Source organism: Streptomyces sp. NPDC001315 (assembly GCF_042896175.1).
GTDB lineage: Bacteria > Actinomycetota > Actinomycetes > Streptomycetales > Streptomycetaceae > Streptomyces.
This window is the reverse complement of record NZ_JBIAWZ010000012.1, coordinates 152,388-170,586: the sequence shown is the minus strand read 5'-3', so window position 1 is coordinate 170,586 and position 18,199 is coordinate 152,388. Positions and strand designations below refer to the sequence as shown.

Sequence of the window (18,199 nt, the reverse complement as noted above, 5' to 3'; positions counted from 1 at the left end):
ATGGAAATCGTCATCCTTGCTGTAGTCATCGCCGTGGTCGTGCTCGGCGCGCTCGGTGGGCTCATCGTCGGCAGCCGGCGGAAGAAGTCGCTGCCCCCGCCGCCGCCCGCCGCGCCCGACATCACCGCCCCTCCGGCCGAGCCGCACGTCGGCGACGAGGCCGAGACGCCGCGTGAAGAACCGCGCCGCACGATAGAGGAGGTGGATCTTCCCGAAGGCGGCTCGACCGGAGTCGCGGTCGAGGAACCTCCCGTCGTCGAAGCTCCCGCGATCGAGATCCCGGAGCCCACCGCCGGGCGCCTCGTGCGCCTGCGCGCCCGCCTCTCCCGCTCGCAGAACGCCCTCGGCAAGGGCCTGCTCGGCCTGCTGTCGCGCGAGCACCTCGACGACGACACCTGGGAGGAGGTCGAGGACACGCTGCTCACCGCCGACGTGGGCGTGCTGCCCACCCAGGAGCTGGTCGAGCGGCTGCGCGAGCGCGTGAAGGTGCTCGGCACCCGCACCCCCGAGCAGCTGCGCGGCCTGTTGCGCGAGGAACTGCTCACGCTGGTCGGCACCGACTTCGACCGCACCGTGAAGACCGAGCCCGAGGACCGCAAGCCCGGCATCGTGATGGTCGTCGGCGTCAACGGCACCGGCAAGACCACCACCACCGGCAAGCTCGCCCGCGTCCTGGTGGCCGACGGTCGTACCGTCGTCCTGGGTGCCGCCGACACCTTCCGGGCCGCCGCCGCCGACCAGCTGCAGACCTGGGGCGAGCGGGTCGGCGCCCACATCGTGCGCGGGCCCGAGGCCGGCGACCCGGCCTCCGTCGCCTTCGACGCGGTGAAGGAGGGCAAGGAGATGGGGGTCGACGTGGTCCTCATCGACACCGCCGGCCGCCTGCACACCAAGACCGGGCTCATGGACGAGCTCGGCAAGGTCAAGCGGGTCGTCGAGAAGCACGCGCCGCTCGACGAGGTGCTGCTCGTCCTCGACGCCACCACCGGGCAGAACGGGCTCGTGCAGGCCCGGGTGTTCGCCGAGGTCGTCGACATCACCGGCATCGTGCTGACCAAACTGGACGGTACGGCCAAGGGCGGCATCGTGGTCGCGGTCCAGCGCGAGCTGGGCGTACCGGTCAAGCTGATCGGGCTCGGCGAGGGCGCGGACGATCTGGCGCCGTTCGAGCCGGAGGCGTTCGTGGATGCCCTTATCGGGGAGTGAATCCCACCTGCCAGAACCGGTACCTGATCACCTGCCGAGACCGGTACCTGATCGAAGAAGGGCCCTACCGCACGGTGCAGATGCGGTGGGGCCCTTCGCTGTGGGTCACCCGGCTCACGCTCGCGACCGGTGCGCCACGTACGCCAGCGTCCCCAGCAGCAGGCGCGCCGCCGGCGGCTTCGTGGCCGCGTCCAGGGCGGGCGGGCGCAGCCACTGCACCGGGCCGAGGCCGCCGCGGTCGGAGGGGGGCGCGGTGACGTACGTACCGGGGCCGAGGCCGCGCAGGTCGAGGGTGGACGGGTCGTCCCAGCCCATGCGGTAGAGCAGCTCGGGCAGCTCGGCGGCGGCGCCGGGGGCGACGAAGAACTGGGCGCGGCCCTCGGGGGTGACGGTGACCGGGCCGAGCGGGAGCCCCATGCGCTCCAGCCGGACCAGGGCGTGGCGCCCGGCGGGCTCGGCCACCTCGACGACGTCGAACGCGCGGCCGACCGGCAGCATCACGGCGGCACCCGGGACCTCGGCCCACGCCTCGGTCACCTCGTCCAGCGTCGCCCCGGCGGGCACCTCGGACGCGAAGCCGAGCGGATGCGCGCCCGGGGCCCGGCAGTCGGGGCGGCCACAGGAGCAGGAGCCCCCGGCGGCCCTGGCGCCGGGCACGACGTCCCAGCCCCACAGCCCGGTGAACTCGGCCACGGCGGTGCACTCCGACGAGCGGCCGCGGCGGCGCGAGGCGGACCGGATGTCGCGGATACCCCGACTGCTGCCGATCGTGAAGCCCATGCCCCCTCCAACGGGTCCGACGCACCGGTGGTTACGATAAGGACGATCGTCATCACTCTGGGTGACTCGGTCTATTCCTACTCCCCGGTGCCGCGCGATCCAGGCGGCGCCTTGAAGCTCCCGGGGTGGTGTGCTCGGCGGTGCGCGCCCCTGTGTGCGCTTCTCCGCCACTCCCGGGTGTCCTATGTCAAGTGAATCGCGCGGAGGCCACCGTGAGTTCATTCGAAGGGGTGGCGAAAGGTGGCGTTTGGGGGATCGCCGTGGCTGGACGGGTGATCGTAGGATTACTTTGAGTGCACGAGGCCTGGAGGCACATGCCTGCGTGGGTATGCCGGAGGCAACTCGGCTTTCCGTTCGAAGGGTGAGAACCCGGGGACGGGAGGCCGTATTTACCGGCATTCTGATAGGGCTTGGCGCACTCAGCGACAGGTGGTCTCAGGGATGGGGGCGTTCCAGTGGGCGGCAACGGCGGAAGCGGAACGAACGCTGACAAGCGCCCCAATGAGCTGCTCGGCTCGTGGTTCGTGCGCAGCGGCTGGTCCAAGGGCGAGCTCGCGCGCCAGGTCAACCGCCGGGCCCGCCAGTTGGGGGCCAACCACATCTCGACGGACACCTCGCGGGTGCGTCGCTGGCTGGACGGCGAGAACCCCCGCGAGCCCATCCCCAGAATCCTGTCCGAACTGTTCTCCGAGCGGTTCGGCTGTGTCGTCTCCGTCGAGGACCTCGGCCTGCGCGCCGTACGGCAGTCACCGTCCGTGTCCGGCGTCGACCTGCCCTGGACGGGCCCGCAGACAGTGGCCCTGCTCAGCGAGTTCTCGCGCAGCGACCTGATGCTGGCGCGGCGCGGCTTCCTCGGAACCTCGCTGGCCCTGTCCGCGGGCCCGGCCCTCATCGAGCCCATGCAGCGCTGGCTGGTGCCCTCGCCCCCCGGCCCGCGGCACGAGCCCGAGCCCGAGTCGGCGCCGGCCGCCCGCGCGCGCGGGCGACTGTCCAGGCCCGAGCTGGAGCTGCTGGAGTCCACCACGGTGATGTTCCGGCAGTGGGACGCCCAGTGCGGCGGCGGCCTGCGCCGCAAGGCGGTCGTCGGGCAGCTGCACGAAGTGACCGACCTCCTCCAGGAACCCCAGCCCGAGGCCACCGCGAGGACGTTGTTCAAGGTCGCCGCCGAGCTGGCCGAGCTGGCGGGCTGGATGAGCTACGACATCGGGCTGCAACCCACCGCGCAGAAGTACTTCGTCCTCGCGCTGCACGCGGCCAGGGAAGCGGGCGACAAGCCGCTCGGCTCGTACGTGCTGTCCAGCATGAGCCGTCAGATGATCCACCTCGGACGGCCCGAGGACGCTCTGGAGCTGATCCACCTCGCGCAGTACGGCAGCCGCGACTGCGCGAGCCCGCGCACCCAGTCGATGCTGTATGCGATGGAGGCCCGCGCCTACGCCAACATGGGCCAGCCCGGCAAGTGCAAGCGGGCGGTGCGCATGGCCGAGGACACCTTCACCGACGCCGACGAGTGGGACGAGCCGGACCCCGACTGGATCCGCTTCTTCTCCGAGGCCGAGCTGCACGGCGAGAACTCCCACTCCTACCGAGACCTCGCCTATGTCGCCGGCCGCAGCCCCGCCTACGCCTCGCTGGCCGAGCCCCTCATGCAGCGGGCGGTCGAACTGTTCCGCCGGGATTCCGAGCACCAGCGGTCGTACGCGCTCAATCTGATCGGCATGGCCACCGTGCACCTGCTGCGGCGGGAACCCGAGCAGAGCACGGCCTTCGCCGAGGAGGCGATGGGGATCGCGAAGAAGGTGCGTTCCGAGCGCGTCAACACTCGTATTCGAAAGACCGTCGACACGGCTGTACGCGATTTCGGGGATCTCGCCGAGATCGTCGACCTGACCGAGAAGCTCGCGGCCGAGCTGCCGGAGACCGCAGAGGCGGTCTGAGTCATCTGAACCCCGGCCGCGGTCGGCCCTCCCGAACTGCCCGACTCGGCTCCCCCAAGCCAGGTCATCGGAAGGCCGACCGCGGCCGGTTTCTGCTGCCTCTTTGCGCGCCATAGCCCGTACCACTCCCGCGGAAGTGGCCGGGCGCCGTGGGGTTCCTCAATTGATCACTGCGGTAGCCCACCATCGAAGGTTGCGCCACGATAACGATCCTCGCGCCCATAATCCGGTGGTTCATCGACGCGTAACACGCGGGGCGCCCTTGTCACCGCGGCGAAACAACGAGGGGCGTCGACCGAAACCGCGCTGCGCCAATCTCATGGCGCATAACCGGCCCACCCCTCATTCCGCTCAGGCTTCGCCCGCACGGGGCCGTACCAACGACGAGGAGACGCCGATGGCACCAGCCATCACCCTTGCCGCAGAAGCGCCAAAGCTGTCTGCAGCCAACACAGGGTTCATGCTCATCTGTTCTGCCCTGGTGATGCTCATGACCCCGGGTCTGGCCTTCTTCTACGGAGGCATGGTCCGCGTCAAAAGCACCCTGAACATGCTGATGATGAGCTTCATCAGCCTGGGGATCGTCACCATCCTGTGGGTGCTCTACGGCTTTTCCCTCGCCTTCGGCACCGATTCCGGCAGCTTCATCGGCTGGAACTCGGACTGGGTCGGCCTCAGCAACATCGGCCTGACGGAGCTGTGGGACGGTTACACCATCCCGATCTTCGTCTTCATGGTCTTCCAGTTGATGTTCGCGATCATCACGCCGGCCCTGATAAGCGGTGCCCTCGCGGACCGCGTCAAGTTCAGCGCCTGGGCACTGTTCATCGCTCTGTGGGCCACCGTCGTCTACTTCCCGGTCGCGCACTGGGTCTGGGGTGCCGGCGGCTGGGCCTTCGAGCTGGGCGTGATCGACTTCGCCGGTGGTACGGCGGTGCACATCAACGCGGGTGCCGCGGCGCTCGGCGTGATCCTGGTCATCGGCAAGCGCGTCGGCTTCAAGAAGGACCCGATGCGCCCGCACAGCCTTCCGCTGGTCATGCTCGGTGCCGGTCTGCTGTGGTTCGGCTGGTTCGGATTCAACGCGGGTTCGTGGCTCGGCAACGACGACGGCGTCGGCGCGCTGATGTTCGTCAACACGCAGGTCGCCACTGCCGCCGCCATGCTGGCCTGGCTCGCCTACGAGAAGATCCGCCACGGCGCGTTCACCACGCTGGGCGCCGCCTCCGGCGCGGTCGCGGGCCTCGTCGCCATCACCCCGTCGGGTGGTGCGGTCTCCCCGCTCGGCGCGATCGCCGTCGGCGCCATCGCCGGCCTGCTGTGCGCCATGGCCGTCGGCCTGAAGTACAAGTTCGGCTACGACGACTCCCTCGACGTCGTCGGCGTCCACCTGGTCGGCGGTGTCATCGGCTCCCTGCTCATCGGCTTCTTCGCCACCGGCAAGGGCCAGTCGACCGCGACGGGCGTCTTCTACGGCGACCACTCGTTCGACCAGCTCTGGAAGCAGTGCGCCGGTGTCTTCGCGGTCCTCGCCTACTCGCTGGTCGTCTCCGCGATCCTCGCCTTCCTCCTCGACAAGACGATCGGGATGCGTGTCTCCGAGGACGACGAGGTGGCCGGTATCGACCAGGCGGAGCACGCCGAGACCGCATACGACTTCAGCGGTGCCGGCGGCGGTGCCGCCCGGACCGCCGTCCCGGCCGGGGTCGCCGACACTGCGAGCAAGAAGGTGGACGCATGAAGCTCATCACCGCCGTCGTGAAGCCTCACCGGCTCGACGAGATCAAGGAGGCCCTCCAGGCCTTCGGGGTCCACGGACTGACGGTCACCGAGGCGAGCGGCTACGGTCGTCAGAGGGGACACACCGAGGTCTACCGGGGCGCCGAGTACACGGTCGACCTGGTCCCCAAGATCCGTATCGAGGTGCTTGCCGAGGACGACGACGCCGAACAGCTGATAGACGTCATCGTCAAGGCGGCCCGGACCGGCAAGATCGGTGACGGCAAGGTCTGGTCCCTCCCGGTCGAGACGGCCGTACGGGTCCGTACCGGCGAGCGCGGCCCGGACGCGCTCTAAACAGAAGACGGACAGGAGTCGCTGGGTGACGAGTACGGACGTGCGCAAGGAAGCAGAGGACTCGGGACCCAGCGGCTACGCGGCGGCCCGGCTGCGCCTCCTCACCGAGGGGGCGCAGTCCGGGCCGCCGCGCCGTGCGGCCCTCGCCGAACTGACCGACGACTGGCTGACCGGCCTGTTCGACGCGGGCGCCGCGGAACTGCGAGGGGTGTCGCTGATCGCGGTCGGCGGCTACGGCCGCGGCGAGCTGTCCCCACGCAGCGACCTCGACCTTCTGCTGCTGCACGACGGCGGCGACTCCGGCGCGGTCGCCGCGCTGGCCGACCGCCTCTGGTACCCGGTCTGGGACCTCGGCCTCGCCCTCGACCACTCCGTCCGTACGCCTGGCGAGGCCCGCAAGACGGCCGGCGAGGACCTCAAGGTCCAGCTCGGCCTGCTGGACGCCCGGCACATCGCGGGCGACCTCGGACTCACGGCCGGCCTGCGGACGGCGGTACTGGCCGACTGGCGCAACCAGGCGCCGAAACGTCTCCCCGAACTCCAGGAACTGTGCGTCGAGCGCGCCGAGCGCCAGGGTGAGCTGCAGTACCTGCTGGAACCCGACCTGAAGGAGGCACGCGGAGGCCTCCGTGACGCCACCGCCCTGCGCGCCGTCGCCGCCTCCTGGCTCGCGGACGCCCCGCGCGAGGGCCTCGCCGACGCCCGGCGCCGGCTGCTCGACGTACGTGACGCCCTCCACCTGACCACGGGCCGCTCGACCGACCGGCTCGCGCTCCAGGAGCAGGACCAGGTGGCGGCCGAGCTGGGCCTGCTGGACGCCGACACGCTGCTCAGGCAGGTGTACGAGGCGGCACGCGTCATTTCGTATGCGAGCGACGTCACCTGGCGCGAAGTGGGGCGTGTGCTGCGGTCGCGCGCCGTCCGGCCGCGTCTGCGCGCCATGCTCGGCGGCGGCAAGCCGGTCGCAGAGCGCTCTCCGCTGGCTGAGGGGGTGGTGGAGCAGGACGGCGAGGTGGTGCTCGCCCGTGCCGCGCGCCCCGAACGCGACCCCGTGCTTCCGCTGCGTGCCGCGGCCGCCGCCGCGCAGGCCGGCCTGCCGCTCTCCCTGCACGCCGTACGGCGCCTGGCGGCCACCGCGCGCCCCCTGCCCACGCCCTGGCCCGCCGAGGCGCGCGAGCAGCTGGTGACCCTGCTCGGCTCGGGCAACCCGACCATCGAGGTCTGGGAGGCACTGGAGGCCGAGGGCCTGATCACCCGGCTGCTGCCCGACTGGGAGCGGGTGCGCTGTCGCCCCCAGCGCAACGCCGTACACATCTGGACCGTCGACCGGCACCTGATCGAGACCGCCGTCCGCGCCTCCGAGTTCACCCGCCGCGTCAGCCGGCCCGACCTCCTGCTGGTCTCCGCCCTGCTGCACGACATCGGCAAGGGCTGGCCCGGCGACCACTCCGTGGCCGGCGAGATCATCGCCAAGGACGTGGCCGCGCGCATCGGCTTCGACCGCGCGGACGTGGCCGTCCTGGCCACCCTCGTACGCCACCACCTGCTGCTCATCGAGACCGCGACCCGGCGCGACCTGGAGGACCCCGCCACCGTGCGCTCGGTCGCCGAGGCGGTCGGCACACAGAGCACCCTGGAGCTGCTGCACGCGCTGACCGAGGCGGACGCGCTGGCCACCGGCCCGGCCGCCTGGTCGTCCTGGCGCGGATCTCTCGTCGCCGACCTCGTGAAGCGGGTCGCGGCGGTCCTCGCCGGGGACGACCCGGCGGAGCCCGAGGCCGTCGTGCCCACCGCCGAGCAGGAGCGGCTCGCGGTCGAGGCGTACCGCACGGGCGGGCCGGTGCTGGCGCTGCGCGCGCAGACCGAGCCGCCGGCCGAACAGGAACCGTTCGGCTCGCAGGAGCCGGAACCGCTCGGTGTGGAGCTGCTCATCGCCGTACCCGACCAGCCGGGCGTGCTGCCGGCGGTCGCCGGAGTCCTGGCCGTGCACCGTCTCACCGTCCGCACGGCCGAGCTGCGCGCCCTGCCGCTGCCGGACGGCGTCGGGGGCTCCGTGCTGCTGCTCGACTGGCGGGTGGCCGCGGAGTACGGCTCCCTGCCCCAGGCCGCCCGGCTGCGCGCCGACCTCGTACGCGCCCTGGACGGCTCCCTGGACATCGCGACCCGCCTCGCCGAGCGCGACGCCGCCTACCCGCGCCGCCGGGGTGTCGTCGCGCCCCCCGCGCGCGTGACGGTCGCTTCGGCGGCGTCCCGGGTGGCCACGGTCATCGAGGTGCGCGCCCAGGACGCGCCGGGGCTGCTCTTCCGGATCGGACGTGCCCTGGAAGACGCGGGCGTGTGGATGCGCAGCGCCCATGTCAGCACGCTGGGCGCGAACGCCGTGGACGCGTTCTATGTCACCGGCGCGGAGGGCTTGCCGCTGCCCGGGGACGAGGCGGTGTCCGTGGCGCGGAAGCTGGAGGAGACGCTGCGGGCGTGACCTCGCGGTCGCCTTGTGCGTTGAGCGGACGTGTGATCCCCGCGCTGCGGGGGTGGTCCGGTCGCAGAAAGCCGGTCCGGGAGAGTTTCCGACCTGCTCCCAGCCGACGGGGGGCCCGTCCCCGTCCGCTGGAAACAGCAGGCGGGGACGATTGCCTTGTGCGGCCGGATACCCTGGAGGGCAGCCCACACCATTCCCGACTCCGAGGACCGACGCCACCGTGTTCGATACCCTCTCCGACCGCCTCAGCGCGACTTTCAAAAATCTCCGCGGCAAGGGGCGCCTCAGTGAGGCGGACATCGACGCCACGGCCCGAGAGATCCGCATCGCACTCCTCGAAGCCGATGTCGCCCTGCCCGTCGTGCGTACGTTCATCAAGAACGTCAAGGAGCGCGCCCTCGGCGCCGACGTCTCCAAGGCGCTGAACCCGGCCCAGCAGGTCCTGAAGATCGTGAACGACGAGCTCGTCACGATCCTCGGCGGCGAGACCCGGCGCCTGCGCTTCGCCAAGCAGCCGCCGACCGTGATCATGCTCGCGGGTCTGCAGGGTGCCGGTAAGACCACCCTCGCGGGCAAGCTCGGCAAGTGGCTGAAGGACCAGGGCCACTCGCCGCTGCTGGTCGCGGCCGACCTCCAGCGTCCCAACGCCGTGAACCAGCTGAGCGTCGTCGCCGAGCGCGCGGGTGTCGCGGTCTACGCCCCGGAGCCCGGCAACGGCGTGGGTGACCCGGTCAAGGTCGCCAAGGACTCCATCGACTTCGCCAAGGCCAAGGTCCACGACATCGTGATCGTGGACACCGCGGGCCGCCTGGGCATCGACCAGGACATGATGCAGCAGGCCGCGGACATCCGTGACGCGGTCTCGCCGGACGAGATCATGTTCGTCGTCGACGCGATGATCGGCCAGGACGCCGTGAACACGGCGGAGGCCTTCCGGGACGGCGTCGGCTTCGACGGTGTCGTGCTGTCCAAGCTCGACGGTGACGCCCGCGGTGGTGCGGCCCTGTCGATCGCCTCGGTGACCGGCAAGCCGATCATGTTCGCGTCGAACGGCGAGAAGCTCGACGACTTCGACGCCTTCCACCCTGACCGGATGGCCTCCCGCATCCTCGACATGGGTGACCTGCTCACCCTGATCGAGCAGGCGGAGAAGACGTTCAGCCAGGAAGAGGCCGAGAAGATGGCCTCCAAGCTGGCGTCCAAGAAGGGCCAGGACTTCACCCTGGACGACTTCCTGGCCCAGATGGAGCAGGTCCGGAAGATGGGCAGCATCAGCAAGCTGCTCGGCATGCTTCCGGGCATGGGCCAGATCAAGGACCAGATCAACAACCTCGACGAGCGTGACGTCGACCGCACGGCCGCGATCATCAAGTCGATGACCCCGGGCGAGCGCCAGGAGCCGACGATCATCAACGGCTCGCGCCGCGCCCGTATCGCCAAGGGCTCCGGTGTCGAGGTCAGCGCGGTGAAGAACCTCGTCGAGCGGTTCTTCGAGGCCCGCAAGATGATGTCCCGCATGGCCCAGGGCGGCGGCATGCCCGGTATGCCCGGGATGCCGGGCATGGGTGGTGGTCCCGGCCGGACGAAGAAGCAGCCGAAGAAGGCCAAGGGCAAGCAGCGTTCCGGCAACCCGATGAAGCGCAGGCAGCAGGAACTGGAGGAGGCCCAGCGCCGCGAGGCAGGGGCCCAGGGCGGCAACGCCTTCGGGCTGCCGCAGCAGGGCGGTAAGGACTTCGAGCTGCCGGACGAGTTCAAGAAGTTCATGGGCTGACAGCCCTTCCGGTACGGCCGGTACGGCGTCGGGGGTCCCCTCCGGCGCCGTACACGCGCATGCGTACACGGCTTTCGTGGCGTAACGTCCCGATATGACCAACCCTGCGCCGCCGCGCAAGTCCCCCGACCAGCCCTGGCGCACCGAGGGCACCCCGGAGGAGCCGCAGAAACCGCCCCCCGGCGGCAAGAAGATACGCGGCGGCTGGTGGAGCCTGGTCCTCACCGCCCTGGTCGTGTACCTGATCGCCAACCTGGTGCTGTCCTTCTTCAACGAGGGCAACGAGCCGACGATCTCGTACACGCAGTTCAGCAAGCAGGTCGAGGCGGGCAACGTCAGCAAGATCTACGCCAAGGGCGACGCCATCCAGGGGCAGCTCAAGAAAGAGCAGGACAATCCCGAAGGCGGCGGCACGTACACCAAGTTCAACACCCAGCGGCCGTCCTTCGCGGACGATCAGCTCTGGCAGAACCTGACCAGGCACGACGTCACCGTCACGGCGGAGCCGGTCGTCCAGCACCGTAGCTTTCTGGCCAATCTGCTGATCTCGCTGGCGCCGATGCTGCTCCTGGTGGTGCTGTGGATCTTCATCGCACGACGGATGCGCGGAGCGATGGGCGGCGCGGGCGGCATGCTCGGCCGCAAGGCGCCGCCCAAGCCGGTCGAGCTGGAGCCGGGGCAGACGCGCACGACCTTCGACGACGTGGCGGGCATCGACGAGGTCGAGGGCGAACTCAACGACGTCGTCGACTTCCTGAAGAACCCGGACGCCTACCGGAGAATGGGTGCCAAGATGCCCCGGGGCGTGCTGCTCACCGGTCCGCCCGGCACCGGAAAGACACTGCTCGCGCGCGCGGTGGCGGGCGAGGCGGGCGTGCCCTTCTTCTCGGCGTCCGCCTCCGAGTTCATCGAGATGATCGTGGGTGTCGGCGCCTCGCGCGTGCGCGAGCTGTTCGCCGAGGCCCGCAAGGTCGCCCCGTCGATCATCTTCATCGACGAGATCGACACCATCGGCCGGGCGCGCGGCGGCGGCGCCGGCGTGGGCGGCCACGACGAGCGCGAGCAGACGCTCAACCAGATCCTGACCGAGATGGACGGCTTCTCCGGCTCGGAGGGCGTCATCGTCATAGCGGCGACGAACCGCGCCGACGTCCTCGACCCCGCCCTGACCCGTCCCGGCCGCTTCGACCGGGTGGTCCAGGTCTCACCGCCGGACCGGGGCGGCCGGGAGGCCATTCTCGAGATCCACACCCGTGAGATCCCGCTCGCGCGCGACGTCGACCTGGCCCAGGTCGCCCGCACCACGCCGGGCATGACCGGCGCCGAACTGGCCAACCTCGCCAACGAGGCGGCGCTGCTGGCGGTGAAGCGTCAGCAGGACAGGGTGACGCAGACGGACCTCTCCGAGGCCCTGGAAAAGGTCCAGCTGGGCGCCGAGCGGCCGCTGGTGATGCCCGAGGAGGAACGGCGCAGGACGGCCTATCACGAGAGCGGGCACGCTCTGCTGGGCATGCTGCAACCCGGTGCCGACCCCGTCCGCAAGGTCACCATCGTCCCGCGCGGGCGGGCACTCGGCGTGACGCTCTCGACGCCGGAGGTGGACCGGTACGCGTACACCGAGGAGTACCTGCGCGGCCGGATCATCGGCGCCCTCGGCGGCATGGCGGCGGAGCAGGTCGTCTACGGGGTGGTCACGACCGGTGCGGAGAACGACCTCGAGCAGGTCACCGGTATCGCGCGCGGGATGGTGGCCCGCTGGGGCATGAGCGACCGCGTGGGCCGCCTCTCGGCCCTGCCGAACGACGCCCAGCAGGCGTACGGCCTGGCCGCCGCCCCCCAGACCCTGGACGTGATCGACGGCGAGATGCGGCGCATCGTCGACGAGTGCTACGAGGAGGCCTGCCACAAGCTGCGCGACCACCGCGGCCAACTGGACGCGTTGGCGCAGGCGCTGCTGGAGAACGAGACGCTGGAGGAGGCCGACGCGTACCGGATCGCGGGGATCACGCGGCTGACGAAGGACGACTCCTAGAAGGACGACTCCAGCGGCTGCAGGAAGGGCGACTCCTAGCGGGTGCGGGCGATCAGGTACCGGAACACGTTCGGCATCCAGACCGTCCCGTCCCCGCGCCGGTACGGATGCAGCGCCTCCGTCAGCTCCTTGTCGACCTGCGCCTGGTCGGTGGCGGTGATGGCCGCGTCGAAGAGCCCCGTCGACAGCAGTCCGCGCACCGCGCTGTCCATGTCGGCGTACCCGAAGGGGCACGCCACGCGTCCCGAACCGTCCGGCTCGAGGCCGGCGCGCTGGGCGACCTCCTCCAGGTCGTCGCGAAGGGCCGGGCGCCAACTCCCCGTGCCGCGCAGTGGATCGGCCAGCTTGGCGGCCACCCGCAGCACGGACGACGTGGCGCAGCGTTCCGGCGGACCCCAGCCGGCCAGCACCACGGGCACCCCCCGCCCGGCGAACGGCGTCGCCGCGGCGAGCAGTCCACCCAGCCCCTCCGCGTCGCCCGCGAGGCACCCGTTGGGCTCGAAGGCGGTCACCAGGTTGTACGCGGGCGTTTCCGCGTCGGCCGCGTCCTCGGGCGAGCCGTCGATGAGCCGGACGTCCGCACGCGCGCGCGTGTCCCAGGCCGCCGGCAGCAGCCGCTGCCGCGCGAGGGCCAGTCGTTCGGGGGAGGAGGGTTCGACACCGGTGACCGAGGCGCCTCTGGAGGCAGCCATCAGCAGGGCCAGCCCGGAACCGCAGCCGAGGCCGAGCAGCCGCGTGGCCGGGCCCACTTCCAGCCGCTCGTAGGCGGCCTCGTAGAGCGGAACCAGCATCCGTTCCTGGATCTCGGACCAGTCACGCGCGCGTGCACACAGGTCCACACGGGGCCCCGGTCCCGTGTGAGGCAGGTGCTGCCGCACGAGCGTAGGTGTCATAAGAAAGCTCCCCAATCCGCCGAGAGTTGTCGCTGTGCCCGAATCCGTGACCCCGTGACCCCGTGATGTGCGCTCGTGCTCCCCCCGTATGCCAGGAAACTCCCGGCTCGCGGTGCCGTCCAGGGGTTGCGGAGCCCGGCTTGGGGGTTGCCGACGCGTGTGGCGAGAATTCACGCCCCCGCAACTTGGACCCGTACCATCTCGCCATGGCAAAGGCACCCGTACTGACGCCCAGGGCGGACGATTTTCCGCGCTGGTACCAGGATCTGATCGCCAAGGCCGAGCTGGCCGACAACGGTCCGGTGCGCGGCACCATGGTGATCCGACCGTACGGGTACGGGCTGTGGGAGCGGATGCAGGCCGAGATGGACGCCCGCATCAAGGAGACGGGCGCCCAGAACGCGTACTTCCCGCTGCTGATCCCGCAGTCGTACCTGACCAAGGAGGCCGACCACGTCGAGGGCTTCGCGCCCGAACTCGCCGTGGTCACGCACGGCGGCGGCAAGGAGCTGGAGGAGCCCGCGGTCGTCCGCCCCACCTCCGAGATGATCATCAACGACTACTTCTCGAAGTGGGTGCAGAGCTACCGCGACCTGCCCCTGCTGATCAATCAGTGGGCGAACGTGGTGCGCTGGGAGCTGAGGCCCCGCCTCTTCCTGCGGACGTCGGAGTTCCTGTGGCAGGAGGGCCACACGGCGCACGCGACGTACGAGGAGGCGCGCGACTTCGCCGCCCACATCCACCGCAAGGTCTACGAGGACTTCATGGTGAACGTCCTCGCCATGGACGTCGTCCCCGGCCGCAAGACCGTCAAGGAGCGGTTCGCGGGTGCCGTCAACACCCTCACACTCGAGGGCATGATGGGCGACGGCAAGGCCCTGCAGATGGCAACCAGCCACGAACTGGGCCAGAACTTCGCCAAGGCCTTCAACACCCGCTACCTGTCGAAGGACGGCCGGCAGGAGCTGGTCTGGCAGACCTCCTGGGGCTCGACCACCCGCATGATCGGGGCCCTGGTGATGATGCACGGCGACGACCACGGCCTTCGGGTGCCGCCGCGCCTGGCGCAGATCCAGGCCGTCGTGCTCGCGATCAAGGGCGACGAGGCGGTTCTGGCCAAGGTCCGCGAGCTCGGCGATCAGTTGCGGGCGGCCGGGATCCGGGTCCGGGTCGACGACCGTACGGACACCCCGTTCGGCCGCCGCGCCGTCGACTGGGAACTCAAGGGCGTGCCCGTCCGCATCGAGATCGGCCCCCGTGACCTGGAGAACGGCACCGCGATGCTCGCCCGTCGCATCCCCGGCGGCAAGGAGCCGGTGGCGATCGACACCCTTGTCGAGGTCCTCCCCAAGGTCCTCGAAGAGGACCAGGAGCTGCTGCTGCGCCAGTCCCGCGAGCGCCGTGAGTCGCGTACCTCCGAGGTGTCGACGGTCGAGGAGGTCGTCGAGGTCGCGACCGCCGGCGGCTGGGCGCGCATCCCGTGGGCGACCCTCGGCGAAGCAGGCGAGACCAGGCTGGCCGACCACGCCGTGACCGTACGGTGTCTGGTCGCCGAGGACGGGTCGGTGCCGGACGAGGGCGACGCGCCCGGTAACGTCGCGATCGTCGCGCGCGCTTACTGAAGCAGCGCCCTCCGGGTACGAGAGCGACCGAAACGCCTCTTGCGCATCCGCGGATCACACATGTTGCGGCGCGTGGACATCGTCTACGCGCCGGGGCGTACGTCAGACTACGCACCACCTTGGCATGAGCTGTGAGGCTTCTCCGCAGATCAGCGCACCCGCCCTCGTCAGGACGCATCAGCGGCAACTGACGGGTACGTGCAAATTATTTGGGATGGCCCGGAATCGGAACACACGGGCACTCCGGCTCGTTGTCATTACGTGAGCACGACACAGACACCACCTGTTCTCGCCGCAGAGCTGGCAGAGGCGTGGGCCGACATTCAGCGGCACCACCCCGAGCTGCCCGACCTTGCCGCGCCAGAGTCCCTGATCGGGGAGTCGTCGTCCGCGTGCGGGCACGAGCTCTCCTTCGAGCGACTGCTCCACGAAGCAGTCCACGGCATCGCTGCCGCTCGTGGCGTCCGCGACACCTCCCGTGCGGGCCGCTACCACAACCGCAGATTCCTCGCGATCGCCGAGGAGCTGGGCCTGGATCACCCCGAGGAGCCGCACCCCAGCAGTGGCTTCTCGCTGGTCACGCTCAGCCCCGAGGCCAAGCGGCGCTACCGCCCGACCATGGAGCGTCTCCAGCGCGCCCTGAAGGCGCACACGGCCGCCACGTCCGCCGACACGACCCAGGCCTTCCGCGGCCCGGCCGCCCGCCACGGCTCCTCCGGCGGTGGGGTGCGCGTGAAGGCGGTCTGCGACTGCGGCCGCAACGTCCGGGTCGTCCCGTCCGTACTGGCCCAGGCGCCGATCGTGTGCGGGGGCTGCGGGAAGCCCTTCCGGATTCCCGAGATCGTGGGCGCGGCGGCAAGCTGAGGACGCGGCTGCTCGTGGCGGCCGCGTCCAGGCGACGCGGGTTGTGCACCCGACGTAGGGTCAGGCCGACGCCGGGTGCCCCTCGGGCATGCCCCAGCGCCCCTCGGCCGGAAGCGCCCCCCAGGGTGTGGCAGAATGGCTAGCTGTACTCGACAGCCGCACAGGACCCCTCTCTCCTCCGGCTGACGCGTCCATCGGGCACTCGGGTACCGCAACCCCACGCGGCCATCTCGCCGTGCCCAACCACGTCAAGACCAGGAGACACCACTTCCGTGGCAGTCAAGATCAAGCTGAAGCGTCTGGGCAAGATCCGTGCGCCTCACTACCGCATCGTCGTCGCCGACTCCCGCACCCGCCGTGACGGCCGGGCCATCGAGGAGATCGGCAAGTACCACCCGACCTACCACCCGTCGATCATCGAGGTGGACGCCGACCGTGTGGCGTACTGGCTCGGCGTCGGCGCCCAGCCGACCGAGCCCGTGCTCGCCATTCTGAAGAAGACCGGCGACTGGCAGAAGTTCAAGGGCGAGCCCGCCCCGGCTCCGCTGCTCGTGGCCGAGCCGAAGGCCGCGCGCCCGTCGTTCGACGCCCTCGGTGGCGACGACGAGGGCAAGGGTGAGGCCATCACCCAGAAGAAGAAGGCTGAGAAGAAGGACGAGGCTTCGGCCGAGTCCGAGTCGACCGAGGCCTGAGCATGCTCGAGGAGGCTCTCGAGCACCTCGTGAAGGGCATCGTCGACAACCCCGACGATGTGCAGGTCGCCTCGCGCAACCTGCGTCGCGGGCGTGTGCTCGAGGTCCGGGTCCACCCGGACGACCTCGGCAAGGTGATCGGCCGCAACGGCCGCACCGCACGCGCCCTGCGCACCGTCGTGGGCGCCATCGGCGGTCGCGGTGTCCGCGTCGACCTCGTCGACGTGGACCAAGTCCGCTGACGCATTCGCAGCACCGGCTCGGGCCGGGGAGGGCCACTGGGCCGTCCCCGGCCCGACGTCGTATCGGCCGACGTCGCCCGGCCCGTCGTATGAGTCGTCTGACAGGAGATCAAGCACAGTGCAGCTGGTAGTCGCACGGATCGGCCGCGCCCACGGCATCAAGGGCGAGGTCACCGTCGAGGTACGTACCGACGAGCCGGAACTGCGGCTCGCACCCGGCGCCGTCCTGGCCACCGACCCGGCCTCGGCCGGCCCGCTGACCATCGAGACGGGCCGCGTCCACAGCGGCCGTCTGCTGCTGCGCTTCGAAGGCGTACGCGACCGGAACGCCGCCGAGGCGCTCCGCAACATCCTGCTGATCGCCGAGGTCGACCCCGAGGAGTCGCCCGAGGACGAGGACGAGTACTACGACCATCAGCTGATGGACCTGGACGTGGTCACGGTGGACGGCACCGAGATCGGACGGATCACCGAGATCTCGCACCTGCCCTCGCAGGACCTCTTCATCGTGGAGCGTCCTGACGGCAGCGAGGTCCTCATCCCCTTCGTCGAGGAGATCGTCACCGAGATCGACCTCGAGGAGCAGCGGGCCGTCATCGATCCGCCGCCCGGTCTGATCGACGACCGCGCCGAGATCGCCTCCTCCAGGGACGACAGCGCATGAGGCTCGACGTCGTCACGATCTTCCCGGAGTACCTGGACCCGCTGAACGTCTCGCTCGTCGGCAAGGCACGCGCGCGTGGACAGCTGAATGTGCACGTGCATGATCTGCGTGGCTGGACGTACGACCGCCACAACACGGTCGACGACACGCCGTACGGCGGCGGCCCCGGGATGGTCATGAAGACCGACCCCTGGGGCGACGCCCTCGACTCGGCCCTCGCCGACGGCTACGAGACGGGCGCGCACGCGCCCGCGCTCATCGTGCCCACGCCCAGCGGCCGGCCCTTCACCCAGGAACTCGCCGTCGAGCTCTCCGAGCGCCCCTGGCTGATCTTCACGCCGGCCCGCTACGAGGGCATCGACCGTCGTGTCATCGACGAGTACGCCACCCGGATCCCGGTCTACGAGGTGTCCATCGGAGACTACGTCCTGGCCGGCGGCGAGGCGGCCGTACTGGTCATCACGGAAGCCGTGGCGCGGCTGCTGCCCGGCGTGCTCGGCAATGCCGAGTCCCACCGGGACGACTCCTTCGCGCCCGGGGCGATGGCCAACCTCCTGGAGGGCCCCGTCTACACCAAGCCGCCCGAGTGGCGCGGCCGCGGAATCCCGGAGGTGCTGCTCAGCGGGCACCACGGGAAGATCGCCCGCTGGCGCCGCGACGAGGCCCTGAAGCGTACGACGGCCAACCGGCCCGACCTCATCGAACGCTGCGACCCCACGGCCTTCGACAAGAAGGACCGCGAGATGCTGTCCATCCTGGGCTGGTCACCGGATCCGGCGGGAGAGCCGTACGGCCGATTTTGGCGCAGGCCACAGGGCGTGGAAGAATAGGCCGCTGTTGTGCGTCGTCCGGCCTGCGCCCCTGCCACAGGGGGACACGACGCTCGTCCCGACGCGCACGACTCTCATCCAGAACACCTAGCTTCCGTTGATGACCTGTGG

The 18,199-nt window shown here is 70.4% G+C and carries 15 protein-coding genes; 13 read left to right on the top strand and 2 right to left on the bottom strand.

What is annotated here, in order from left to right; genetic code table 11:
• Entirely contained in the window at positions 1–1,206 is a 1,206-nt protein-coding gene (gene ftsY, locus ACFY16_RS28660) for a signal recognition particle-docking protein FtsY (protein WP_390650073.1), read from the top strand.
• A gap of 114 nt (positions 1,207–1,320) precedes the next feature.
• Here the strand turns inward: ftsY and ACFY16_RS28655 are convergent, their stop codons facing one another.
• A complete protein-coding gene (locus tag ACFY16_RS28655) occupies positions 1,321–1,986 on the bottom strand; it encodes a bifunctional DNA primase/polymerase (protein WP_390650072.1) in 666 nt (221 codons plus the stop codon).
• 455 nt (positions 1,987–2,441) lie between these two features.
• On the opposite strand from ACFY16_RS28655, the gene ACFY16_RS28650 reads away from it, so the two are divergent.
• The 6 genes from ACFY16_RS28650 to ftsH all read left to right on the top strand — a co-directional run bounded on the left by ACFY16_RS28650 (position 2,442) and on the right by ftsH (position 12,281).
• Positions 2,442–3,923 carry a hypothetical protein gene (locus ACFY16_RS28650; RefSeq protein ID WP_390650071.1) on the top strand — a complete coding sequence of 494 codons (1,482 nt, stop codon included), beginning with the start codon at positions 2,442–2,444 and terminating at the stop codon, positions 3,921–3,923.
• 397 nt (positions 3,924–4,320) lie between these two features.
• On the top strand, positions 4,321–5,664 hold the full coding sequence (locus ACFY16_RS28645; protein ID WP_390650070.1) for an ammonium transporter: 1,344 nt from the start codon (positions 4,321–4,323) through the stop codon (positions 5,662–5,664).
• Positions 5,661–5,999 (top strand): P-II family nitrogen regulator, encoded by a 339-nt coding sequence (locus ACFY16_RS28640; RefSeq protein WP_003997576.1) that lies wholly within the window; start codon positions 5,661–5,663, stop codon positions 5,997–5,999. Before ACFY16_RS28645 ends, ACFY16_RS28640 begins: the two co-directional genes overlap by 4 nt.
• 25 nt (positions 6,000–6,024) lie before the next feature.
• Positions 6,025–8,478 (top strand): [protein-PII] uridylyltransferase, encoded by a 2,454-nt coding sequence (locus tag ACFY16_RS28635; protein ID WP_390650069.1) that lies wholly within the window; start codon positions 6,025–6,027, stop codon positions 8,476–8,478.
• 220 nt (positions 8,479–8,698) lie between these two features.
• Positions 8,699–10,249 carry a signal recognition particle protein gene (gene ffh, locus ACFY16_RS28630; RefSeq protein ID WP_390650068.1) on the top strand — a complete coding sequence of 517 codons (1,551 nt, stop codon included), beginning with the start codon at positions 8,699–8,701 and terminating at the stop codon, positions 10,247–10,249.
• A 94-nt stretch (positions 10,250–10,343) separates the two neighbouring features.
• On the top strand, positions 10,344–12,281 hold the full coding sequence (ftsH, locus tag ACFY16_RS28625) for an ATP-dependent zinc metalloprotease FtsH (protein ID WP_390650067.1): 1,938 nt from the start codon (positions 10,344–10,346) through the stop codon (positions 12,279–12,281).
• A 35-nt stretch (positions 12,282–12,316) separates the two neighbouring features.
• Here the strand turns inward: ftsH and ACFY16_RS28620 are convergent, their stop codons facing one another.
• On the bottom strand, positions 12,317–13,174 hold the full coding sequence (locus ACFY16_RS28620; RefSeq protein ID WP_390650066.1) for an SAM-dependent methyltransferase: 858 nt from the start codon (positions 13,172–13,174) through the stop codon (positions 12,317–12,319).
• 206 nt (positions 13,175–13,380) lie between these two features.
• Between ACFY16_RS28620 and proS the strand changes: the two genes are divergently transcribed.
• The 6 genes from proS (at position 13,381) to trmD (ending at position 18,088) form a co-directional block, all read left to right on the top strand.
• Complete coding sequence (proS, locus tag ACFY16_RS28615) at positions 13,381–14,796, top strand: proline--tRNA ligase (protein WP_390650065.1); 1,416 nt, start codon at positions 13,381–13,383, stop codon at positions 14,794–14,796.
• A 261-nt stretch (positions 14,797–15,057) separates the two neighbouring features.
• Entirely contained in the window at positions 15,058–15,660 is a 603-nt protein-coding gene (locus ACFY16_RS28610; protein WP_390650064.1) for a hypothetical protein, read from the top strand.
• A gap of 272 nt (positions 15,661–15,932) precedes the next feature.
• Positions 15,933–16,352, top strand: coding sequence for a 30S ribosomal protein S16 (gene rpsP, locus ACFY16_RS28605; protein WP_390650063.1), 420 nt, complete (start codon positions 15,933–15,935; stop codon positions 16,350–16,352).
• A 2-nt stretch (positions 16,353–16,354) separates the two neighbouring features.
• Positions 16,355–16,594 (top strand): RNA-binding protein, encoded by a 240-nt coding sequence (locus ACFY16_RS28600; protein ID WP_014176063.1) that lies wholly within the window; start codon positions 16,355–16,357, stop codon positions 16,592–16,594.
• Positions 16,595–16,712: 118 nt separating this feature from the next.
• Positions 16,713–17,258 carry a ribosome maturation factor RimM gene (rimM, locus tag ACFY16_RS28595; RefSeq protein ID WP_390650062.1) on the top strand — a complete coding sequence of 182 codons (546 nt, stop codon included), beginning with the start codon at positions 16,713–16,715 and terminating at the stop codon, positions 17,256–17,258.
• Positions 17,255–18,088, top strand: coding sequence for a tRNA (guanosine(37)-N1)-methyltransferase TrmD (gene trmD / locus ACFY16_RS28590; protein WP_390650061.1), 834 nt, complete (start codon positions 17,255–17,257; stop codon positions 18,086–18,088). The genes rimM and trmD overlap by 4 nt, the downstream gene beginning before the upstream one ends.
• Positions 18,089–18,199: the final 111 nt, after the last annotated feature.